Here is a 21921-nt window from a genome sequence, read left to right on the forward strand (position 1 = left end):
CAACCCGGTCATCGACCCGTCGCTGTTCCGCAACCGCGGGTACCTCGCCGGCCTGGGCGTGATCACCACGTTCTTCCTCGCGATGAACGGCTTCCTGCTGGTGTTCAACCTGTTCACCCAGCTCGGCCTGCACTACAGCCCACTGAAGGCCGGACTCGCGATGGTGCCGTTCTCGCTCGGCATCGCGATCGGCGCCCCGGTCTCCGCCGCACTGCTCGCCCCGAAGCTCGGCCGCAAGGCACTCCAGCTCGGCGTCGCGCTGATGACGGTGGCGATGGGCGGCGTCTGGTTCACTCTGCACACGTACGGCAATGCCACCACGATCTGGAACCTCGTCCCGGCGACACTGGCCACCGGGATCGGCGCCGGGCTGGTGTTCGCGCCGCTGTTCGACATCATCCTGGCGTCTGTCGACGACCAGGCCGCGGGGTCGGCATCCGGCGTACTGACCGCCATGCAGCAGTACGGCGGGGCGATCGGCGTCGCCGTGATCGGCACGATCTTCTTCCAGCTGTTGCCGACCCGCGCGTTCCTGGGCGCGACCGAGACGTCGGTCCTGGTCGCGATCGGGTTGTTCGTCGTCAGCCTCGCGGTGACGTACCTACTTCCCCGGCAGGCAAGGGAGAACGCCGTCAGTCACGGCTGATGAAGCCTTCCTTGACCAGCCAGTCCATGGCGACGTCGGCGGGCTCGCGCCCCTCGACGTCGACCTGGGCGTTCAGGTCGATCAGCACGGGGTCGGTGAGCTTGTCCGACACCGGTCCGAAGAGGTCCCGCAGCTGCGGGTACTGGTCCAGCACCTTCTTGCTGATCACCGGCGCCACGTTGTACGCCGGGAAGTACTTCTTGTCGTCCTGCAGCACGACCAGGTCGAGGGACTTGATCCGCCCGTCGGTGGTGAAGATCTCCCCGAACCGGCAGTCCCCGTGGCTGGTCGCGGCGTACACCGCGCCGGTGTCCAGGGTCCGGATGTTGTTCCGCGGTACGCCGCTGCCCAACGGGATCCCGTAGTGCTTCAGCATCGGCTCGAACCCGTCGTTCCGGTTCGCGAACTCGGACTCGACGCAGAACGTCCGGTCCTTCACCGGCAGCGACTGGACCTGCGACAGCTTGGTGATGTGCAGCCGGTCCGACTCCTTGCGGGTCATCGCGAAGCCGTAGCTGTTGTTCATCGGAGCGGGCTTCAGCCAGATCAGCCCGTACTTGTCCGCGTCCTCCTTCGCGACCGCGTCGTACTGCTTCTGCTTGTCCGGGATCCCGGTGTCGTGACCGAGGTACGAGATCCACGCCGTCCCGGTGTACTCCCAGGCCATCTGGATCTGGCCCTGCAGCATCGCCTGCCGGGACGTGTCGCTGCCCGGCATGTTGGTCAGGTCCTTGACGTGCGCGCCGGCCGCGCCCATCAGGATCGCGGCGATCTTGCCGAGGATCAGCTGTTCCTGGAAGCTCTTCGACCCGATCCCGATGGTCAGGCCGTCGAGGTTCTTGACCGAACGCAGCTGGCCCTTGAGGGTGCCGGACGGTACGAAACCGCCGCTGGTGCCGAGGCCGCAGCCGGACAGTACGAGGAGGAGGGCGGACGCTGCCGCCACCAGCCGCTTCATCCGAGCCCTCTCGGTCGGGTGACTTCTTCCAGGACACGGCCCGCCCAGTCGATCAGCAGGGCGAGCGCCGCGACCAGCAGCGCGCCGCTGATCAGGACCGGGTACCGCAGCAGCCGGATGCCGGTGGTGATCAGGCTGCCCAGTCCCCCGGCGTCGATGAACGTCGCGAGGGTCGCGGTGCCGACGACCAGCACCAGCGCGGTACGGATGCCGGCCATGATCACCGGTACCGCAAGCGGGAGCTCGATCCGGCCGAGGACCGAGAGGCTCGACATACCCATCCCCCGGCCCGCTTCGACCAGCGTGCTGTCGACACCCTGCAATCCGACGATCGTGTTCCGCAGAACGGGCAGGATCGCGTACAGGCAGAGCGCCACGATCGCGGTCCAGAAGCCGAATCCGAGCCAGATCGCGAGCAGCACGATCAGGCCGATCACCGGCGCGGCCTGGCCGGCGTTCGCCACCGCGACCACGAGCGGCGCGGCCCGGCGGGAGCGCGGCCGGGTCAGCATGACGCCGAGCGGTACGGCGATCACCAGCACGATGACCGTCGCGACCACGGTCAGCTTCAGGTGCTGGATCGTCAACTGTCCTACGAGCTTCCACTCCAGCTGCCGCTGCTCGATCGAGTCGAGCTGGGCCTGCGAGCGCCAGATCGCCCACGCGCCGATGACGATCGCGACGAACAGCGGCTGCCCGATCAGCAGTCCCCAGGACGGGCGCCGGGCCCGGCTGGTCGCCAGTCCGGCCGCGGTCGCCTTCGCGTCGGCGAGATTCTCCTTGGACTTGAGGTCGGGTCCGGGATCCAGTGCAGTCACAGCGCGACCTCGTCCGATTGTTGACCATTGCCGTCCTGGATCCGGGCGAGCACGGACTGGAAGTCGACGACGCCGAGGTACTCGTCGCGGCGGCCGGTGACGACCGCGCTGCCGTGGCTGGACATCAGCATCGTGTCGAGCGCGTCGTTCAGCGTCGCGCGCCGGTCGATCGTGACCAGGTCGGTGTCCTCGTGCGGTGCCGGCACATTGTCGACCTCCGACAAATCGGTGGTCCACATCCAGTCGACCGGGCGCCGGCGGCGGTCGAGGACCACGACCGAGTCGTCACCCGCCGCCTTCGCGGCCCGCAGTACCGCGGGGGCCGGGTCGCCGATCTCCGCGACCGTCGGCTGGTTCAGCTCGATCTCGCTGACCCGGCTCAGCGTGAGTTGTTTCAGCGCGGCACCCGCGCCGACGAAGTCCGCGACGAACCGGTTGGCCGGGTTCGCCAGGATCGCCTCCGGGGTGTCGTACTGCGCGATGTTCGCGCCCTCGGTGAGGATCAGGATCCGGTCACCGAGCTTCACCGCCTCGTCGAAGTCGTGGGTGACGCAAACGATCGTCTTGCGCAGCTCCTCCTGGATGCTGAGCAGCTCGTCCTGCAGCCGCTGCCGGGTGATCGGGTCGACCGCACCGAACGGCTCGTCCATCAGGATCACCGGCGGATCGGCGGCCAGCCCGCGGGCCACCCCGACCCGCTGCTGCTGCCCGCCGGACAGCTCCCGCGGGTACCGGTTCCGGTACCGGTCCGGGTCCAGGCCGACGAGTTCGAGCAGTTCGTCGACGCGTTCGGCCGTACGGCGCTTGTCCCAGCCGAGCAGGCCCGGGACCAGCGCGATGTTCTGCGTGACGGTCATGTGCGGGAACAGGCTGCCGCCCTGGATGACGTACCCGATCCGGCGCCGCAGGTCGTCGTCGTCCTGCTTGCCGATGTCCTCGCCGCCGATCCGGATACTGCCGGACGTCGGCTCGATCAGCCGGTTGATCATCTTCAGCGAGGTGGTCTTGCCGCAGCCGGACGGGCCGACGAACATCACGATCTCGCCGGCCGGGATGTGCAGGGACAGCCCCTCGACGGCGGCTTTCTTCTGTCCCGGGTACCGCTTGACGACATCGGTCAACTCGATGTCGACGCCGCTGACTTCAGGTTCGGTTTCAGGCACGGATACCCCTAGAGGTGGTCAGGCGGCCGACGAGCAGCAGCAGAGCGTCAAGGATCAGAGCGAGCAGGACAACGCCGATCGTGCCGACCAGCGCGGAGTTCAGAGCGTTCTTGCCGCCGATCTGGGTCAGACCGGTGAAGATGAAACTGCCCAGGCCGGGGCCGAGCACGTACGCCGCGATGGCCGCGATCCCCATCGACATCTGGGCCGAGACCCGGACGCCGGCCAGGATCACCGGCCAGGCCAGTGGCAGCTCGATCCGGAGCAGGGTCCGGATCGCGCCCATCCCCATCCCGCGCGCCGACTCGATCAGCGTCGTGTCGACGCCGGCCAGGCCGACGACGGCGTTCCGCAGGATCGGCAGGCTGGCGTAGAAGGTGACCGCGATCACCGAGGTCGCCGTACCGATGCCGGCCACCGGGATCATCAACCCGAGCAGAGCGAACGACGGAATCGTCAGACCGACCGCGCTGACCGCGCCGGCCAGTGACGCGACCCGCGGGTTCCGGTGCACCACGACTGCCAGGCCGACCGCGATCACGGTGGCCAGCAGCACGCACTGGATCACCAGGCTCAGGTGCTGGTAGCTCTGATAGAGCAATTGTGAATTTCGCTCAGTTATGTAGTCCCACACACGGCCACGGGTACCCAATAAGCGTTGGCTTACACATCGGCACGGTCGCTACCGAACTCCGGGCATGACAAAACCCCTGGTCACGCGCTCGTGACCAGGGGTTTCTCAGGCTCGGCTCAGCTCAGTTGAACGAGTCGCCGCAGGCGCAGGAACCGGTCGCGTTCGGGTTGTCGATCGTGAAGCCCTGCTTCTCGATGGTGTCGACGAAGTCGATCGTCGCACCCTTCAGGTACGGCGCGCTCATCCGGTCGGTGACCACGCTCACACCGCCGAAGTCCGCCACCACGTCACCGTCGAGCTGCCGCTCGTCGAAGAACAGCTGGTACCGCAGCCCGGAGCAACCACCCGGCTGCACGGCGACCCGCAGCGCGAGGTCGTCGCGGCCTTCCTGGTCGAGCAGCGCCTTCACCTTCGAGGCGGCTCCGTCGGTGAGGAGAACACCCGTGGCCGGTGCCTGCACGGCCTGCTCGGTCTGCGCTTCAGTCATCCCTGACTCCAGTCATCTACTCAAGTGCCTACGCACGAACTCCGTCGGCACGGAAGTCTCTTGTCAACACAGGACAACAGACGCCGTCCCGCGCTCATTCCCATGGTCGCACACCAATTTCACGGATCAACCAACCCGGTCGCGGACTGGTCACCCCGGCCGTCACACTCGGTCAGCGAGCCCAGGTCCGCGCGACCCGCTCGGCGACCGCGGCGAGCGAACCGTGCGGGTCCGCGAAGGCCTTCTCCTCACCGACCGTGTCCACCAGCGCGTACGCCGACTCGACTCCCATCGAGCGCATCTCGCGGGCCCCGATCAGCACCTTCCCGGCCAGCACCACGCACGGGCGCATCGCGTCGTTCGCGATCTTCGCGACACCGGCGATCACCTTGCCGTCGCGGGACTGGAAGTCGAACGCGCCCTCGCCGCTGATCACCAGGTCGACCTCCGACGCCTTGCGCCGCAGTCCGGTCAGCTCGGCGACCAGGTCGATGCCGGAGACCCGTTCGGCGCCGAGCAGCAGCAGCGCGTACCCGAGTCCGCCCGCGGCACCGGCGCCCTTCTGGTCGGCGGTCTTCCGGTCGGCCAGCTCGGCGAAGTGCGTCAGCCAGCCGTCGACCTCCGGCTTCCGATCGTCCGAAAGCCCCTTCTGCGTGCCGAACACGTTCGTCGCGCCGCGCAGCCCGAGCAGCGGGTTCTCCACATCACTGGCCGCGACGAACTCGACGCCCTCCACCCGCGCGCGGGCAGCCGTGAGGTCGAGCGCCGTCAGCCCGGCGAGTCCCGCGGCGCCGGCGTCCAGCTGACCCGATTCCGCGCTCGCTCCGAGCGCGGCGAGCAGGCCGGCGCCCGCGTCGTTCGTGCCGGAACCGCCGAGGCCGAGGATGATCCGCCGCGCGCCCGCGTCGACCGCGGCGGTGATGAGCTGGCCCACGCCGTACGTCGTGGCGTCCTCGGGGCGGCGCTCCTTCGGCTCCACCAGGTGCAACCCGCACGCCTGCGCGGTCTCGACGTACGCCGTCTCCCCCGCCAGCAGCACCGTCGCGGGCGTCTCCTCGCCGAGCGGACCGCGCACGGTGACCGACAGCAGCTTCCCGTCCACGACCGCGGACAGTACGTCGATGAAGCCGGGTCCGCCGTCGGCCATCGGCGCCACCAGCACCTCGGCGCCGGGGTCGCGCCGCCGCCACCCCTCCTCGATCGCAGCCGCGGCCTCCACGGCGGTCAGCGTGCCCGCGAACTTGTCCGGCGCAATCAGAATCCGCATGCGCACATCCTCTCCCACCGCGCGCGGTCGTCCTCCGGCGGTACGTAAGAACTGGACGTAGTCCTCTACGTACATGCCTGCGCCCGCCTGAGCAGCCCGAGCATCCGCCGCGACACCCGACTACCTCCTGTCCTTCGGTACGGAACACGGTTAGATCGTCGGTATGAAGTCGATCCTGTTCGCGCTGCGCGTGAGCGATCTGGAGCGGTCGCTCGCGTTCTATGCCAAGGTCGGGTACGTCTCGCTCGGGAAGGTGCCGTTCGACGACGGGTCGAGCCTGGTCTGGTTGCGGCTGCCCGACGAGACCTCGGTGTCGCTCGAACTCGTCCATCGCCCGGCCGACGGTCCGGTGGAGGTGCGCGGTTTCGAGCATTTCGCGATCGAGGTCGAGTCGCTCAGCGCGACGGTGGACCGGTTGACCGCGGCCGGTCTGGCTCCAGGTGCGCCGGAGGAACACGGTCCGGACGGGCCGCAGACGTCCTGGCTCGTCGACCCCGACGGGTACCGGTTGGAGTTGGTCGAGTGGCCGCCCGGCGGCCCGCCGACGCCGTGACCACCGAGGCTGCAGTGCAAGAGGCCGTTGCGGTCCAGGAAAAGCTGCGCGGGCTGGTCGAGGTTGCGGATGTCGGTACGACGCCGCAGTACGTGGCCGGGCTGGATGTGGCGTACGACGGGGACCGCCTGGCGGCTGCGGTCGTGCTGCTGGACGCGACGACGCTCGAGGAGGTCGATCGGGCGGTGGTGCGTGGCGCGACAGCCTTTCCTTATATACCGGGGCTGTTCGCGTTCCGGGAGGTGCCGGCGTTGCTGTCCGCGTTGGCCGAGCTCACGATCCGGCCGGGGTTGCTGGTCTGCGACGGGCAGGGGTTGGCGCATCCGCGGCGGTTCGGGCTGGCTTGTCATCTCGGGGTGCTGACCGGAATTCCTGCGATCGGCGTAGCCAAGACGGCGTACGTCGGTACGCACGGGGCGCTGGGCATCGCCCGCGGCGCGACGGCTGAGCTGGTAGACGGTGACGACGTGGTCGGTGCGGCGGTGCGTACGCAGGACGGGGTGAAGCCGGTGTACGTGTCGGTCGGGCACCGGGTGACGTTGGCGACGGCGGTCGCGCAGGTGCTGCGGCTGGCACCGGCGTACCGCCTGCCGGAGACGACGCGGCTCGCCGACCGGGCGTGCCGGGAGGGGTTGCGGGATGGGTGACGCTCGGGTGCCGGGATACACGTGGCACGAGTACGGCGACCGGATCGGCGCGACCGCGCGGTTACGGGTCGGGGCCGTCGCGGCGGTGCTGGACGGAGACCGGTTGCTGCTGACGCGGCGTACCGACAACGACGAGTGGTGCCTGCCGGGCGGCGCGATCGAGCCCGGCGAACGTCCGGCGGAGGCGGCCGAGCGGGAGACGTTCGAGGAGACGGGGCTGGTGGTACGGGTGACCGGGCTGGTCGGCGTGTACTCGGATCCGGATGTCGTCGTGGTCTACCGGGACGGCAACCGCGTGCAGATCGTCGGCATGGTGTTCCGGGCGGAGACTGTCGGCGGTACGGCAGGCACCTCACCGGAGGTCAGCGAGAGCCGGTGGTGCACCTCAGCCGAGGCCGCCGAGCTCACCGTCATCGCCGGGCACCGGCCGCTACTGCCGGCCGTGTATGCAGGCGAGCCGTACTTCGACACCCCGAGGGCGCGGTCAGCGGCGGAGTAGGCGGCGGAGGATCAGGGCCAGGGCAGCTCCGATGAGGTAGGGGGCGGCGCGCTTGGCGAGCATGGGGAGGACGGTGCTGCCGAGGTCCAGGGCGACTGGCTCGGAGTCGGGTGGGGCCTCCTGTGAGCTGGTCGCCGAGTCGGATGGACCCGGCTCGGCTGCGGGTTGGTCGGCAGTAACGGCGGCTTCCTCGGTGGGGGTGGACAGGAGTTTGGTCTGCAGGCAGGCGGTGAACTGCTCCAGGAGCTTGTCGGAGACCTCCTGGATCAGGCCGCGGCCGAACTGCGCGGGCCGGCCGGTGATCGTCAGCTCGGTGTCGACCGCGACCTCGGTGGAGCCGTCGGCGGTGCCGGCCAGCCGGGTCGTGACGCGGGCGGTTGCGGTTCCGTTGCCGCGGCGGTCCTTGCCCTTGGCCTCGATCAGCGCGTGGTGGTCGGACTCGTCGCGCTCGAGGAAGGTCCCGGTGCCGTTGTACTGCAGCGACACCGGGCCCAGCTTCACCTTGCACGAGCCGGTGAAGTCGTCGCCTTCGTACGACGCCAGGGTGGCGCCGGGGAAACACGGCACCACCCGCTCGAGGTCGTTGAACGCGGCCCACGTCTGCTCCACGGACGCCGGTACGACGAACTTGTGCTCGAGCTTCACGCCGTACCTGCCGCTGCCAGCACCGCACGCCGGGTGAGTACGGTCGCGAGGTGCCGCCGGTAGTCCGCGTCGCCGTCCCTGTCGCTGATCGGTGACGTCCCGTCCGTCGCCCGCGCCGCCGCTTCCCGTACGGCGTCGGCCGTCGCGGGCTGTCCGACGAGAGCCGCCTCGACCGCGGTCGCCCGTACCGGTGTCGAGCCCATGTTGCCGAGCGCGACCCGCGCCTCCGCGATCCGGTCCCCGTCCAGCCGTACCGCCGCCGCGACCGACACGATCGACCAGCCCTGCGCGACCCGGTTGAACTTCTCGTAGTGCGCGCCCCAGCCCGTGTACTTCGGCACCCGGACCTCGAGCAACAGCTCGTCCTCGGCGAGCGCGGTGCTGAACACGCCCTGGAAGAACTCCGACGCGGGCACGGTCCGGCGACCATCAGGGCCCGCGATCTCGAACGACGCGTCCAGCGCGACCGCGACGACCGGCAGGTCGGCCGCCGGATCCGCGTGCGCCAGCGAACCGCCGAACGTGCCGCGGTGCCGGATCTGCGGATCGCCGACCGTTGCCGTGGCCAACGAGATCAGCTCGGCGTGTTCGAGCACCAGCCGATCGGACTGCACCGTGCTGTGCGGTGTCATCGCGCCGATCACCAGCGCGTCGCCGTCGTCCCGGACGCCGCGCAGATTGTCGATCTTCGCAAGGTCGACGATCGTCTCCGGCGCCGCGAGCCGCAGCCGGAGCGCCGGCATCAGGCTCTGCCCGCCGGCCAGCACCTTCGCGTCGGAGTGCTCGCGCAGCAGGCCCAGCGCCTCGTCGACCGTCGTGGGCGCGTAGTAGTCGAACGCCGCCGGGATCATGACCGCGCTCCTTCCTGGATCGCTTTCCAGACCCGGTACGGCGTACACGGCATCTGCACGTCCGTGACGCCGAGCGGTCGCAGACTGTCGACAATCGCATTGACGACAGCCGGCGTGGACGCGATCGTGCCCGCCTCGCCGACACCCTTCACGCCGAGCTGGTTCGTGGTCGCCGGCGTCTCGGTCCGCGCCGTCTCGAACGCGGGCAGATCAGGTGCCCCCGGCAACGTGTACTGGTCGAACGAACCGGTGACCAGCGTCCCGGATTCGTCGTGCACCGCCTCCTCGTACAGCGCCTGCGCGATTCCCTGCGCGATACCGCCGTGCACCTGACCCTCGACGATCAGCGGGTTCACCACCACGCCGATGTCGTCCACGCACACGTACGAGCGCAGCTTCGTCGCCCCGGTCTCGGTGTCGACCTCGACCGCGCACAGATGGGTACCGTGCGGGAACGAGAAATCCTCCGGGTCGAGCGTCGCGTCCGCGTCCAGCGACCCGTCACCGACCCCGTCCAGCTTGTGCCCCTGGAACACCGCGAACGCGAGCTCCGCCAGCGTCAGCCCGGCGTCCGTCCCGCGCACTCCGAACCGCCCGGCCGAGAACTCCAGGTCGTCGGCGTTCGCCTCCAGCAGCTGCGCCGCGACCGGCTTCGCCTTCTCGATCACCTTGTCGGCCGCGGCCAGGACCGCCATCCCGCCGACGGCCAGCGACCGCGATCCGTACGTGTCCAGTCCGCGAACGGCGACCTGCGTGTCACCGTGCAGTACTTCGACGTCCTCGAACGCGACGCCCAGCCGGTCCGCGACGATCTGGCTCCACGCTGTCTCGTGCCCTTGCCCGTGCGGGCTGGTCCCGGTTACCACCTCGACCTTGCCGGTCGGCAGCATCCGGATCGACGCGTGCTCCCAGCCGCCGCCGACGTACCCCATCGACCCGAGCCAGCGCGACGGCGCCAGCCCGCACATCTCGGTGAACGTCGACACGCCGATGCCGAGCTGTACCGGGTCGCCGGACTCCCGGCGTCGCGCCTGCTCCTTGCGCAGTTCGTCGTACCGGAACAGCTCGCGCGCCTTAGCGGTCGCGGCCTCGTAGTTGCCGGAGTCGTACCGCAGCCCGGACACCGTCGAGAACGGGAACTCCTCGTGCTTGATCCAGTTCCGCTCGCGGATCTCCAGCGGGTCGACGCCGACCCGGGCGGCGAGCTCGTCCATCAGCCGTTCGATCGCGTACGTCGCCTCGGGCCGGCCGGCGCCGCGGTACGCGTCGGTCCACGCCTTGTTCGTGAACACGTTCGTGATGCCGAGGTGGTACGCACCGAACTTGTAGATCCCGTTGTACATGAATGCGCCGAGCAGCGGGATCGCCGACGTGACCAGGCCGAGGTACGCGCCCATGTCGGCGGTCAGCTCGACCTTGAGCCCGGTGACCGTACCGTCGGCGGTCGCGGCGAGCGTGAGCTGCTGCCACTGGTCGCGGCCGTGGTGCGCGGCCATCAACGACTCGGACCTGGTTTCCGTGTATTTACAGGGCTTTCCGGTATGCCGGGCCGCGATGACCGTGAGTACTTCCTCCGGCGTGAACTGGAGCTTGCCGCCGAAGCCGCCGCCGACGTCCGGCGCGATCACCCGGATCTTGCTCTCCGGGATGCCGAGCACCAGCGCCAGGAAGATCTTCACGAAGTGCGGCACCTGCGTCGACGACCAGACCGTCATCTGCTCGGTCGTAGGATCGACGACAATCGACCGCGGCTCCATGAACGCCGGGATCAGCCGCTGCTGGCGGTACTCCTGCTCGATCAGGATGCCGCCGTCGCGGGCGGCCGCGATCGCCGCCTCCACGTCGCCGCCGGTGCCGGACTCGGCCGAGTCGTACGACCAGACCGCGGACACGTTCGTCCCGAGGTCCGGATGGGCGAGCACCTCGTCGCGGGCCGCGGCCTTGAGTTCGAGGGCGGGTTCGAGTTCCTCGTAGTCGACGTCCACCAGGTCGGCGGCGTCGACCGCCTCGGCGGCGGTCCGGGCCACGACCATCGCGACGATCTCGCCGGCGAACGCGACCCGGTCGACCGCCATCGACGGGTGCGGCGGGGCCTTCTGGTCGGGTACGACGGCCCAGGCGTTCGGCAGGGCGCCTTGTTCCTCGGCGATGTCGGCACCGGTGATCACGGCGACGACGCCGGACGCGGCCTTGGCGGCGCTCGTGTCGATCGCGGTGATCCGGGCGTGCGCGAACGGGCTGCGGACCATCGCGAGGTGCTGCATGCCGGGCAGCACGATGTTGTCGGTCCAGCGGGTCCGGCCGGTGATCAGCCGGGCGTCTTCCTTGCGGCGCCGCGGAGTGCCGACCTCCTTGACCGGGCGTTCCTCGGTGGCGGTCACTGCGCACCCCCTGCGCTCGACTGCGCGGCGGCGGCGGCGCGTACTGCTTTCACGATGTTCTGGTAGCCGGTGCAGCGGCAGAGGTTGCCTTCGAGGCCGAGCCGGATCTGCTCATCGTCGACGTTAGGATTGTCGGCAATCAGGTCGAGGGACTGCATGATCATCCCCGGTGTGCAGTAGCCGCACTGCAAGGCGTGGTTCTCGTGGAAGGCCTGCTGCATCGGATGCAGCTGACCGTTGGTCGCGAGCCCCTCGATCGTGGTGATCTCGTGACCGTCGGCCTGGACCGCGAGCAGCGAGCACGACTTCACGCTGCGCCCGTCCAGGTGCACGGTGCAGGCCCCGCAGTTGCCGGTGTCGCAACCGACCACGGTCCCCGTCTTCCCCAGTTGCTCGCGCAGATAGTGCACGAGCAGCGTGCGCGGCTCCACAACGTCCGTAAAGCTGCTTCCGTCGACCTTCACCGTGATCCGGGTCATCGCCCCGCCTCCAGATGTCAGTACTCGCCGTACCTTCGATCCTGCTCCTGTTGTGTTCTCGACCACAAGGTTCAGTGGTGGATGGGTCCGCCGGCCGCCGAAAGCCGTTGCCCCGCGCCACCCCAGCGCTGGGCGATGATCTCGGCGGCGATGCTCACCGCCGTCTCCTCCGGAGTGCGGGCGCCCAGGTCGAGGCCGATCGGGCTGGCCAGCCGCGCGACCTCGGACTCGCTCAAACCCGCCTCCCGCAAGCGTTTCAGCCGATCGTCGTGCGTCCGCCGCGAACCCATCGCGCCGATGTAGGCGACCTGCGGCAACCGCAGCGCGACCTCCAGCAGCGGTACGTCGAACTTCGGATCGTGCGTCAGCACGCAGATCACCGTGCGGTCGTCGATCCGGCCGGCCGCGGCCTCGGCGGACAGGTACCGGTGCGGCCAGTCGACGATCACCTCGTCGGCAGAGGGGAACCGGGACGCGGTCGCGAACACCGCGCGCGCGTCGCAGACCGTCACCCGATACCCGAGGAACGTGCCGAGTCGCGCAACCGCAGCTGCGAAGTCGATCGCTCCGAACACCAGCAAACGCGGCACCGGCGCATAAGAAGAGACGAAGACGCGCATCCCCTCACCACGCCGCTGCCCGTCCGGTCCGTACTCCAGCGTCTCGGTCCGGCCGTTCGCCAGCAGGCCGCGCGCATCGTCGGCAATCGCATCGTCGACACGATCGGACCCGGTGCTGCCCAGCTGCCCGTCGGGGCGGACGATCAGCCGGCGCCCGATCCGCGCCGGGTCCGGGTGCGCCACCACGGTCGCCACGGCTACCGGCCGGCCCTCGGCGATGTCCGACGCCACCTCCGCCAGCTCCGGGAACGTCGTACGGTCGACCTTCTCGACGAACACGTCGATGATCCCGCCGCAGGTCAGCCCGACCGCGAACGCCGACTCGTCGCTGACGCCGTACCGCTGCAGCACGGGCTCGCCGGACTCCAGGATCTCCTCGCCGAGCTGGTACACCGCGCCTTCGACACAGCCGCCGGACACGCTGCCGACCGCCTCCAGCCCGGGACCCACCAGCATCACCGCGCCCGGCGGCCGCGGCGCCGACTGGAACGTCGCGACAACGGTGCCGACGGCAACGGATTCGCCGGCCTTCCACCACGTCAGCAACCGATCGAGGACGTCACGCATCGGCCACCACCTCCAGGAGTTCCGCGAAACTGGCCAGGCTGTGCCCGGCGACCAGATCGTCCAGGTGCGGCAGGACGGCGACGATCCCGGCCTGCACCGGTTCGTACCCGCGCTTGCCGCGGTGCGGGTTCAGCCAGACCACTCGGTGCGCGAGGCTCGCCAGGCGTTGCAGCTGGGCGCCGAGCAGTGCGGCGTCGCCGCGTTCCCAGCCGTCGCTGCACACCACGACGACTGCGCGCCGGGCGGTGCCGCGTTGTCCCCAGCGGTCGAGGAAGACCTTCAGTACCTCGCCCAGCCGGGTCCCGCCCGACCAGTCCGGTACTACGTCACCGGCCGCCCGGAGCGCGAACTCGGGGTCGCGGTGGCGCAGCGCCGGGGTGACGCGGGTCAATCGCGTGCCGATTGTGAACACTTCGACGATCCTCGGCGCCTGCTGGACCATCGCGTGCGCGAGCCGGAGCAGGCTGTCGGCGTACGGGCGCATCGAGCCGGAGACGTCGATCAGGACGACGACGCGGCGCGGGCGGACGCCGCGGCGGCGGTAGTGCACGCGGGCCGGTTCGCCGACCTGGCGGAGCTGGGCGCGCAGCGTGCGGCGTGGATCGATCTCGCCGCGGTGCGACGGGCGGCGGCGGTTCGCGGGCCGCAGCGGGACACGTGGGTGCAGGGTGCCGAAGAGGCGGGCGAGTTCGGCGCGGTCGATTGTCGACAATCCTGCGACGTCGCGGTGCCGGAGTACTTCCGTCGTACTGGCGGCGACGTTGAGGGTGTGGTCGCCGTCGTCGGCGCCCGCGTCCGCCGCGTCGAGCGCGGCTTGGACAGAGGACTGCGGCGTACGGCTCGGGACGACGCCGCGCGTGCGGTCACCGGTGAACCAGGCGGCGAACACCTCGTCGTACCGGGCCGTGTCGTCGGGTCCACTGCAGAGCGCGGCGCGGCCGGCCCAGTACACGTCGGCCGTCAGAGTGGCATCGAGCGCAGCCACCGCTTGCAGAAACATCTGCACCCGATCAGCCGTGACCGCAAGCCCTGCATGCCGAAGAGCAACCGCAAAACCAGCAAGCGCAAGATCCGGCGCAGGGGGTGGCATGGGTGGCGGCATGGGGGTCAGCTTGCGAGGAGGCGGTCGAGGGAGTCGCGGACCCGGTCGGTGTCCTCGCGGTACTTGAGGACGGCGCCGAGGGTGGCGGCGGCGGTTTCGACGTCCAGTACGTCGGTGCCGAGGGCGTCGAGGGCGCGGGCCCAGTCGAGGGTTTCGGCGACGCCGGGTGGTTTGAGCAGGTCGAGGTCGCGCATCCGCTGGACGGATCGGGTGACCTGTTCGGCGAGCCGCGCGGACACCTCGGGCAGCCGGGTGCGGACGATCTCGATCTCGCGGGCCAGGCCCGGATGGTCGATCCAGTGGTACAGGCAGCGGCGTTTGAGCGCGTCGTGCACCTCGCGGGTGCGGTTCGAGGTGAGGACCACGATCGGCGGTACGTCGGCGGCGACCGTGCCGAGCTCGGGGATCGTCACCTCGTACGTCGACAGCACCTCGAGCAGGAACGCCTCGAACTCGTCGTCGGCGCGGTCGATCTCGTCGACGAGCAGTACGGCGGGGCTTTCCCGGAGCGCCCGCAGTACCGGACGGGACAGCAGGAAGCGTTCGTCGAACAGGCTCTTCTCGACCTCCTCGACCGCTGCGTCGGAGCTGGTCGCCTCGACGGTCCGCAGGTGCAGGATCTGCCGCGGGAAGTCCCAGTCGTACAGCGCCTGCGAGGCGTCGATGCCCTCGTAGCACTGCAGGCGGATCAGGTCGATCCCGAGCGCCTCGGCGAGCGCTTCCGCGAGCGCGGTCTTCCCGGTGCCGGGCTCGCCTTCGAGCAGCAATGGGCGGTGCAGCGCGAGCGCGAGATATCCGACCGTGGCAAGGCCCTCACCGGCCAAGTACCCGGTCGCCCGCAAACACCCGGCAAGCTCGCCCGCCGAGCCGACGGCACGCACCCCTCCAGCATTCCCCCACTCCCCCCGGATGCCAACCCTGCACCTTTCCGGAAACAATTCGCCGCCCAGTGACGGAAATGTTCCGGAAAGCCTCAGTGGTGCCCCGGCGGCAGCCCGTCGGCCGTGTCCACGTCCGCACCGTCGGCGACGTCCGCGCACTCCACCAGCGCGGCGTCGTGCGTCCGCAGGTACGCCCGCGCGCCCTCGTCACCGCGTGCCGACGCGATCACCCCGTCCCAGTGCGCCCGCCCGATCACCACCGGATGCCCCGGCGCCCCGTCGTACGTCGCCCGTACCAGAACGTCCGCCCCGGCCCCTGACATGACCCGCTCCAGAGCGGCGACCGTCAGCCCGGGCACATCCACGGGAAGAACAACAGCCGCCTCCGCCGACAGACCGGCTCCGGACGCGGAGCGCGCCGACGGTGGAGTGGAACCGGAGGCCGCGGCCGGCGGAAGGCTGTGGGACTGGAGGTAGGTGAGACCCGTGCGGAGCGAGGCTCCCATGCCCTCGGACCAGTCGGCTGCCTCGACCACGTCGACGGGTTCGCCCACGAGCTCGGCTCGAGCCCGGTCGGCGGAGGCCCCGACGACGACCACGACCGGCGTACAGCCCGCCTCCGCCAGCAACCTCGCAGTACGGACGACCCAGGCAACGCCGGCCGCGTCGCGGATCAGCGCCTTCGGGGTACCCATCCGGCGCCCCGCCCCGGCCGCCAGCACCAAGCCAGCGACACGTCCTGGGGTCTTCACAGTGGCAGCCTACTGATTTCACAGTCTGGGCAGTGACGTGTACCACGCGGTGTCCGGCGGCGGGCGTGGCACGATATCTGACGTGACGACGATCGCAGACGGCTCGAAGTCCCTTCCGTTGCTGTTCCTCGGGCAGAACACCGACCCGCACTCCGAGCGCGGCGTCGAGTGCCCGGGCGCGCTCCCGCCGGCCTCCGACCCGGACCTGGTGGAGCGGGCACTGAAGGCGAAGGCGGCGCTCGGTGACCAGGTGTTTGTGCTCGGGCACCACTACCAGCGCGACGAGGTGATCCAGTTCGCGGATGTCACCGGTGACTCGTTCAAGCTCGCCCGCGACGCGGCCGCCCGCCCGGACGCGCCGTACATCGTGTTCTGCGGTGTGCACTTCATGGCCGAGTCCGCCGACATCCTCACCAACGACGCGCAGACCGTGATCCTGCCGGACCTCGCGGCCGGCTGCTCGATGGCCGACATGGCCCGGATCCAGCAGGTCGAGGCGGCCTGGGACGCGCTCGCCGACGCCGGCGTCGCGGACGTGACGGTGCCGGTCACGTACATGAACTCGAGCGCCGACATCAAGGCGTTCTGCGGCCGCCACGGCGGCGTCGTGTGTACGTCGAGCAACGCGGAGACCGCGCTGGACTGGGCGTTCGAGCAGGGCGAGAAGGTGCTGTTCCTCCCCGACCAGCACCTCGGCCGGAACACCGCCGTACTGCAGCTGGGCCTGTCGCTCGACGACTGTGTCGTGTACGACCCGCACAAGCCGGGCGGTGGACTGACCCGCGAGCAGCTCGCCGCGGCGAAGATGATCCTGTGGCGCGGGCACTGCTCGGTGCACGGCCGGTTCACCGCCGAGTCGGTCGACGACGTCCGCTCCCGGGTCCCCGGCGTGAACGTGATCGTGCACCCCGAGTGCCGGCACGAGGTCGTCACGAAGGCCGACCAGGTCGGGTCGACGGAGTACATCATCAAGGCCCTGGAGACGGCCGAGCCAGGTACGTCGTGGGCGGTCGGCACCGAGCTCAACCTGGTGCAGCGGCTCGCGAAGCAGCACACCGACAAGAACATCGTGTTCCTCGACAAGACGGTCTGCTACTGCGCCACGATGAACCGCATCGACCTCCCGCACTTCGTCTGGGCGCTGGAGAACCTGGTCGCCGGCCACGTAGTCAACCCGATCAAGGTCGACCCCGACACCGAGCACTACGCCAAGGTCGCCCTCGACCAGATGCTCGCCCTCCCCGGCAAGACGGCGCGCGACTGATCGGCGGAAGCCCTGCAGGCTTTCGAACACGAACGGCAGGTACCCGGCGCGAATCCGGAGGTCAGAAGCCGGGCAGGAACAGGCAGAACAGGTGTCCGTCCGGGTCGCGCATGACCCGGACGCCGTCGGGCTGCGGCTGGTGTGCCTCGACGGTCGCGCCGAGACTCACGGCACGCTCCACCTCGCGGTCGAGGTCGTCGACCTCGATGTCCAGGTGGGCCTGCATCTGCTGGACGCCGGCCCGCTGCGGCCAGGTCGGCGGTACGTGGTCCGGCTCCAGCTGGAAACTCAGGCCGGGCCGCTCCGACGCGGGGTGCCGCAACCGGACCCAGTCCGGCGCCCGGCTCACCTCGACCCAGCCCATCAGCTGCCGGTAGAAATCGGCCAGCTTGGGCGGATCCGGAGTCCCGAGGACGGTGGCAGCGAGATTCGCGGACATGGCGACCTTTCGGGTGCGGTTGGGGTGATCCTCTGCAGGTACCCCGCTCCAACCCTTCAGTCGGCGGCGACGCGGGCGGTCGAGTACCAGTCGGAGAGCAGGTCCGGGAGGCGGTCGGGGCCCCACCGGTCGACGGGGGTGATGCGGCTGGTGACGGTGGACAGGCCGCGGGCGAGTTCGCCGACCACGTCGCCGCGCCACGAGACCGTGACGCCTTCGTCGGGGCCGACGATGACGGCCGGGCCGCCGCGGTCCACGCAGACGACGGGGCAGCCGGAGGCGAGGGCCTCGGTCACGGCCCAGCCCGCGGCCTCGCGGAAGGCGGGGGCGATCAGCGCGTCCGCGCGGAACATCGCGGCCAGTACCTCCTCGCGCGGCAGGGCGCCCATGAACTCGACCCGGTCGCGGACGCCGAGCTGCCAGGCGAGGCTCTCGGCGCGCTCCCAGTCGGGGCCGTCGCCGATGATCCGCAGCTCCCAGCCGGACGCCTCCGGACGGGCCAGCGCGCTGATCGCCAGCAGCACGCCCTTCCACGGGATCAGCCGCCCGACGAACAACGCGGTCTTCACGGTGCGGCTGAAGGGCTCGTACGGCCCGGACGCCGTGAACCGCCGGATCGCGACGTTCGGCTGGACGACCAGCTGCCGTGCGTACGGCGCGAACGCGGCCGCGACGTCGTTGTTCTGGGCAACCATCAGGTCCGCGGTCTGCGCCATCCGCCGACCGGTCAGGCGCCGCCGTACGCCGGTGTACGCCCGGCGTACCAGCTCCCCCAGCACGCCGCGCGCCCCGAGCCAGTGCGCCATCGACAGCGGCGCGGTCGTCGATCCGCCGACCGGACCCCAGATCACCTTGGCGGACGACTCCTCGACCACCCCGGCGCCCATCCAGTCCACCGCGAACGTCAGGTGGTGGATCACGTCGAACGAGTGCAGCGCGTGCAGCTCCCGCGCCGTACGCCGGGCCAGGCCCTGCCACAACGGGTAGTACCAGTACACGTCCGCGGGCCGTCGCCGGAGCCGGAGGATCCAGCGCGGCATCTCCAGCGGTACGACGGTCAGCCCGGGCACCGGCCGGGCCGCGAGCTCCTCGTGGATCTCGTGCACGAACTTGCCCCGGGTCAGCAGCCACACGTCGTGGTCGCGCGCAGCGGCCTTCGCCCACGCCCACCCGGCGCCCGGCTCCGACCCGCCCGACGGCCGGCAGGCGTACGCGCTCAGCAGCACTTTGGGCCGGCCCGGCATCAGCTCATCCCCTCCAGAAGCCTGCGCAGATCGGTGCTCGAGGTGGAGGCGGTGTACGGGAAGTAGTGCACCTGTGCGCCGACCTCACCCAGCAGCCGTTCCAGTCTCGTCCCCTTTTCGGTTCCCTTCCAGTCGTCCCCCTTGAAGAGGACGTCGTACCGCAGCTGCTGCCACATCTCGAACTTGTCGCTGGACCAGTCGCTGACGACCTCGTCGACCAGGTCCAGCGCCCGGATCACGTCCATCCGTTCGGTGTGCGGGACCACCGGCGGGCGGCCCTTGATCCGGGTCACCACGTCGTCCTCGACGACGCCGGCGATCAGGTGGTCGCAGTGCTCGCGGGCCTGGCGCAGGATGTTCAGGTGGCCGATGTGGAACATGTCGTACACCCCGGGCGCGTAGCCGACGATCGTCATGCCGGCACCCCCAGGGCGGCCATCTCGCGGTACCACTTGCCGATTGCGGCGGCCAGGAACAGTACGTTCAGCAGCAGCAGGGCGCCGTACAGCACGACGAAGACCGACGGGTTGCCGAAGGCAAGAAAGACCAGGCAGAGGACGCCGTAGTCGGTCGGTGCGATGAGCAACGACTTCAGCACGGAATCCCCCCGCGCGTTGGGTTTCGCGGCCGCGGCGTGCCGGCGGCGCAGCTGGTCGATCAGGATCAGGCCGAAGAACAGCACGGACGACATACACACGTAGGCAAGCGGGATCAGCAGCACGAGGTGATTGCTGAAGGCATCGAACCGGTAGAACGAGATCAGTACGGCGCTGTGCAGCAGCACGATCTTCACCGCGTCGATCATGTGGTCGAGCCACTCCCCCAGCGGCGAGCCGCCGCCGCGCAGCCGGGCCAGCTGCCCGTCCGCGGAGTCCAGCCCGTAGCCGAGCACGAGCAACACGGTCACCAGCAGCGCCAGGCCGAACGACGGGCGAACCGTTGCCACCAGCACGATCCCGACCAGCGAGCAGAACCCCGACGCGAGGCTGACCTGGTTCGGCGTCCGGTGACCGAGGTACGCCGCGGCCGCGAACACCCGGCCGATCCGGCGATTCACGAACCGCGAGTACGCCGGCGTACCGGCCGACGGCTTCTGCGCCCGGGACAACCGCGCGACGGTCTCCCGCAACGAGCTCATGCGACCGAACTGCGCGACTGCCGCTGGTCGATCGCGGCGCGCAGGATCGGGCTGCGGGAACGCCGGCCGGCGGGCAGCACGGTGATCAGCCCGGCCGGCAGCCCGGCCAGCTCCGCGACACCGAGCACGCCGTCCGCGGCACTCGCAGCGAACACGGTCTGTACCCCCAGTACGCCGGTCAGCCGCTCGGCCGCGACCGCGTCCACGGCGACGACCTCGTCGACGCAGCGCAGGTGCCCGACGATCTGCGCCCGCTCGAGCTGCGGCACGAACGGCCGCGCGCCCCAGGCGTCCAGCGCCCACTCGTCGGACAGCACCGCGACCACCAGCCGGTCACAGAACTGCCGCGCCCGCTCCAGCACGTCGACATGCCCGACGTGGAACAGGTCGAAGACCCCGGCGACACACCCGATCCGCGGCAAACTGCCTTCCCCCAACACGAAACCCCGCACTTCCTCTTGCCCGGCGCCCCCCGCGCCTGGCGTGACTTTATACCTGGCGGGCACGACCCGCCCAGCGTCCCGTGTCCGACCTGCCGCGGGCGGTGTGCCGGGCGATCGCATCGGTGTAGATCCTTTCCGTGGCCTCCAGGTCGCGCTCCGGTGTGAAGCGGTCCAGGTAGACCTCGCGGGCTCGTTCGCCGCAGGCTATCGAAGTCACGGGATCAGCCACCAACCCGATCGCCGCGCGCAGTGCCTCCGGATCACCTGGTTCGGTCAGGGCGCCGGTCCGCCCGTCGTCGACGAGCTCCGCGAGCGCCCCGAGCCGGGACGCGACCACCGGTACACCTTGTGCGAATGCCTCCACGACCACGAGTCCGAACGTCTCATACGAACGGGCCGGTACGACGGCGGCGCGCGCGGATCGCAGTACATCCATCCCGGCCGCCCACGGTAGTTGACCAAGCACCTGAACGGACAGGTCCGCGCGGGCCCGTTCCTCGGCCGCGGCGCGCAGCGGACCGTCGCCCACGACAACCAACCTGCCGAGCCCGGAATCCCAGGCCTGCAGGAGATCCGCGAACCCCTTGTCCTCGCTCAACCGCCCGAGGAACACCACCCCGTCGCCTGCGTCGGTGCGTACCCCGGCAGGATGCGGTACGGCGTGCGGCTTCACCACGAACCGCTCCGCGTCGAACCCGGCGGCGAGGTACCGGTCGCGGACGAACGCCGACGGTACGACGAACGTGTCGACGTACCGCTGCCAGGTGTGCAGGGTGTTGTGCACGCCGATGCTGGTCGCCAGCGGGAGCGTCTGGGCGCGCGATTCGCGGTAGCAGCCGTGCTTGACCGCGGCGAGCGGCAACTTGCCGAGGCAGGATTCGCACGGCCGGCCGTCGCGCTGGAGGACCGCGTTCGCACAAAGCAGGCGGAAGTTGTGCAGGGTGGCCACGACCGGGAGGTCCAGGCGGTGCGCCGCGCGGAGTACTGAGGCGCTGAACAGCGGGAAGGTGTTGTGCACGTGCACCACGTCAGGGCGCTGCGCTTGCAATAGCTGCGTTAAATCGCGTTCCGCCGAAAATGACCAAACGGAACGAAACGGTAACAGCGCGCGATCTTTTCGGCTCATGGTCGCGATGTCGTCGCTGTTCCGGGCGTAGAGATCGATCTGATGACCGGAGTTCCGCAACAAATCAACCGTTTGCGCGACAACCGTGTTCTCACCACTGGGTTGACCGGTCCGGTACCGGTTGTGCAGCATGGCGACCCGCATGGCGCTACCTTATGTCCCTTCGTGACTACAGCCTGGTCTCGCCCGCTCCCAGGAGAGTGCATTGAGGAAGTTGTGGTTCGCAGCGCTCCTTGCTGCGGCAGTGGCCGTGGTCGCGGTCGCCGTACCGGTGATCGCGAACGAGCACACGGCGCGGATTCACTCATCCGACCGGG

25 protein-coding genes are annotated in these 21921 nt (G+C 69.9%); 5 read left to right on the forward strand and 20 right to left on the reverse strand.

From position 1 onward, the window contains the following. Positions 1–646: MFS transporter (locus VFF46_RS19535; protein ID WP_325038591.1), on the forward strand; the 646-nt coding region annotated here is incomplete at its 5' end. On the opposite strand, the gene VFF46_RS19540 is transcribed toward VFF46_RS19535, so the two are convergent. The 6 genes from VFF46_RS19540 to VFF46_RS19565 all read right to left on the reverse strand — a co-directional run bounded on the left by VFF46_RS19540 (position 633) and on the right by VFF46_RS19565 (position 5973). Continuing rightward, on the reverse strand, positions 633–1604 hold the full coding sequence (locus VFF46_RS19540; RefSeq protein WP_325038592.1) for a glycine betaine ABC transporter substrate-binding protein: 972 nt from the start codon (positions 1602–1604) through the stop codon (positions 633–635). The genes VFF46_RS19535 and VFF46_RS19540 overlap by 14 nt on opposite strands. Then, positions 1601–2422 (reverse strand): ABC transporter permease, encoded by an 822-nt coding sequence (locus tag VFF46_RS19545; protein WP_325038593.1) that lies wholly within the window; start codon positions 2420–2422, stop codon positions 1601–1603. The genes VFF46_RS19540 and VFF46_RS19545 overlap by 4 nt, the downstream gene beginning before the upstream one ends. Next, positions 2419–3585, reverse strand: a complete 1167-nt coding sequence (locus VFF46_RS19550; protein WP_325038594.1) for an ABC transporter ATP-binding protein — start codon at positions 3583–3585, stop codon at positions 2419–2421. Before VFF46_RS19550 ends, VFF46_RS19545 begins: the two co-directional genes overlap by 4 nt. Further along, entirely contained in the window at positions 3578–4186 is a 609-nt protein-coding gene (locus VFF46_RS19555) for an ABC transporter permease (protein WP_325038595.1), read from the reverse strand. Before VFF46_RS19555 ends, VFF46_RS19550 begins: the two co-directional genes overlap by 8 nt. A gap of 154 nt (positions 4187–4340) precedes the next feature. Next, the gene (locus tag VFF46_RS19560; RefSeq protein ID WP_325038596.1) at positions 4341–4706 is read right to left on the reverse strand and encodes an iron-sulfur cluster assembly accessory protein; all 366 of its coding nucleotides are present in this window, start codon (positions 4704–4706) and stop codon (positions 4341–4343) included. Between the two features lie 172 nt (positions 4707–4878). Further along, complete coding sequence (locus VFF46_RS19565) at positions 4879–5973, reverse strand: glycerate kinase (protein ID WP_325038597.1); 1095 nt, start codon at positions 5971–5973, stop codon at positions 4879–4881. Between the two features lie 163 nt (positions 5974–6136). Here VFF46_RS19565 and VFF46_RS19570 point away from each other — a divergent pair, with 163 nt between their 5' ends. Genes VFF46_RS19570 through VFF46_RS19580 form a run of 3 tightly spaced genes read left to right on the forward strand, consistent with a single transcriptional unit; the run spans position 6137 to position 7672 of the window. Continuing rightward, the gene (locus tag VFF46_RS19570) at positions 6137–6526 is read left to right on the forward strand and encodes a VOC family protein (RefSeq protein WP_325038598.1); all 390 of its coding nucleotides are present in this window, start codon (positions 6137–6139) and stop codon (positions 6524–6526) included. Positions 6527–6540: 14 nt separating this feature from the next. Beyond that, a complete protein-coding gene (gene nfi, locus VFF46_RS19575; protein ID WP_325038599.1) occupies positions 6541–7173 on the forward strand; it encodes a deoxyribonuclease V in 633 nt (210 codons plus the stop codon). After that, complete coding sequence (locus VFF46_RS19580) at positions 7166–7672, forward strand: NUDIX domain-containing protein (RefSeq protein ID WP_325038600.1); 507 nt, start codon at positions 7166–7168, stop codon at positions 7670–7672. Before nfi ends, VFF46_RS19580 begins: the two co-directional genes overlap by 8 nt. Here VFF46_RS19580 and VFF46_RS19585 read toward each other — a convergent pair. From VFF46_RS19585 to VFF46_RS19620, 8 genes are all read right to left on the reverse strand, one after another. Beyond that, on the reverse strand, positions 7658–8317 hold the full coding sequence (locus tag VFF46_RS19585) for an SRPBCC family protein (RefSeq protein WP_325038601.1): 660 nt from the start codon (positions 8315–8317) through the stop codon (positions 7658–7660). The genes VFF46_RS19580 and VFF46_RS19585 overlap by 15 nt on opposite strands. After that, positions 8314–9168: a xanthine dehydrogenase family protein subunit M gene (locus VFF46_RS19590; protein ID WP_325038602.1), complete on the reverse strand. Its 855-nt coding sequence runs from the start codon at positions 9166–9168 to the stop codon at positions 8314–8316. Before VFF46_RS19590 ends, VFF46_RS19585 begins: the two co-directional genes overlap by 4 nt. Further along, on the reverse strand, positions 9165–11549 hold the full coding sequence (locus VFF46_RS19595; RefSeq protein ID WP_325038603.1) for a xanthine dehydrogenase family protein molybdopterin-binding subunit: 2385 nt from the start codon (positions 11547–11549) through the stop codon (positions 9165–9167). Before VFF46_RS19595 ends, VFF46_RS19590 begins: the two co-directional genes overlap by 4 nt. Continuing rightward, complete coding sequence (locus VFF46_RS19600; RefSeq protein WP_325038604.1) at positions 11546–12028, reverse strand: (2Fe-2S)-binding protein; 483 nt, start codon at positions 12026–12028, stop codon at positions 11546–11548. Before VFF46_RS19600 ends, VFF46_RS19595 begins: the two co-directional genes overlap by 4 nt. Positions 12029–12099: 71 nt before the next feature. Beyond that, the gene (locus tag VFF46_RS19605; RefSeq protein WP_325038605.1) at positions 12100–13215 is read right to left on the reverse strand and encodes an XdhC/CoxI family protein; all 1116 of its coding nucleotides are present in this window, start codon (positions 13213–13215) and stop codon (positions 12100–12102) included. Then, complete coding sequence (locus tag VFF46_RS19610) at positions 13208–14200, reverse strand: vWA domain-containing protein (RefSeq protein WP_325038606.1); 993 nt, start codon at positions 14198–14200, stop codon at positions 13208–13210. The genes VFF46_RS19605 and VFF46_RS19610 overlap by 8 nt, the downstream gene beginning before the upstream one ends. A gap of 122 nt (positions 14201–14322) precedes the next feature. Continuing rightward, complete coding sequence (locus VFF46_RS19615) at positions 14323–15198, reverse strand: MoxR family ATPase (RefSeq protein WP_325038607.1); 876 nt, start codon at positions 15196–15198, stop codon at positions 14323–14325. A 92-nt stretch (positions 15199–15290) separates the two neighbouring features. Beyond that, entirely contained in the window at positions 15291–15950 is a 660-nt protein-coding gene (locus VFF46_RS19620) for a nucleotidyltransferase family protein (protein ID WP_325038608.1), read from the reverse strand. Between the two features lie 82 nt (positions 15951–16032). On the opposite strand from VFF46_RS19620, the gene nadA reads away from it, so the two are divergent. Further along, entirely contained in the window at positions 16033–17214 is a 1182-nt protein-coding gene (gene nadA, locus VFF46_RS19625) for a quinolinate synthase NadA (protein ID WP_325038609.1), read from the forward strand. A 61-nt stretch (positions 17215–17275) separates the two neighbouring features. Here nadA and VFF46_RS19630 read toward each other — a convergent pair whose 3' ends face one another. The 6 genes from VFF46_RS19630 to VFF46_RS19655 are packed head-to-tail and all read right to left on the reverse strand — an operon-like array spanning position 17276 to position 21748. Continuing rightward, positions 17276–17653, reverse strand: a complete 378-nt coding sequence (locus VFF46_RS19630; RefSeq protein WP_325038610.1) for a VOC family protein — start codon at positions 17651–17653, stop codon at positions 17276–17278. Between the two features lie 56 nt (positions 17654–17709). After that, positions 17710–18897 (reverse strand): glycosyltransferase, encoded by a 1188-nt coding sequence (locus tag VFF46_RS19635; RefSeq protein ID WP_325038611.1) that lies wholly within the window; start codon positions 18895–18897, stop codon positions 17710–17712. Beyond that, a complete protein-coding gene (locus VFF46_RS19640; RefSeq protein ID WP_325038612.1) occupies positions 18897–19313 on the reverse strand; it encodes an adenylyltransferase/cytidyltransferase family protein in 417 nt (138 codons plus the stop codon). Before VFF46_RS19640 ends, VFF46_RS19635 begins: the two co-directional genes overlap by 1 nt. Further along, entirely contained in the window at positions 19310–20035 is a 726-nt protein-coding gene (locus tag VFF46_RS19645) for a CDP-alcohol phosphatidyltransferase family protein (RefSeq protein WP_325038613.1), read from the reverse strand. Before VFF46_RS19645 ends, VFF46_RS19640 begins: the two co-directional genes overlap by 4 nt. Next, entirely contained in the window at positions 20032–20472 is a 441-nt protein-coding gene (locus VFF46_RS19650) for an adenylyltransferase/cytidyltransferase family protein (RefSeq protein WP_325038614.1), read from the reverse strand. The genes VFF46_RS19645 and VFF46_RS19650 overlap by 4 nt, the downstream gene beginning before the upstream one ends. A 52-nt stretch (positions 20473–20524) precedes the next feature. After that, positions 20525–21748, reverse strand: a complete 1224-nt coding sequence (locus tag VFF46_RS19655; protein ID WP_325038615.1) for a glycosyltransferase — start codon at positions 21746–21748, stop codon at positions 20525–20527. Positions 21749–21921 lie beyond the last annotated feature (173 nt).

The sequence above is a fragment of the Kribbella sp. genome (assembly GCF_035655035.1).
In the GTDB taxonomy this organism is placed as follows: Bacteria; Actinomycetota; Actinomycetes; order Propionibacteriales; family Kribbellaceae; genus Kribbella.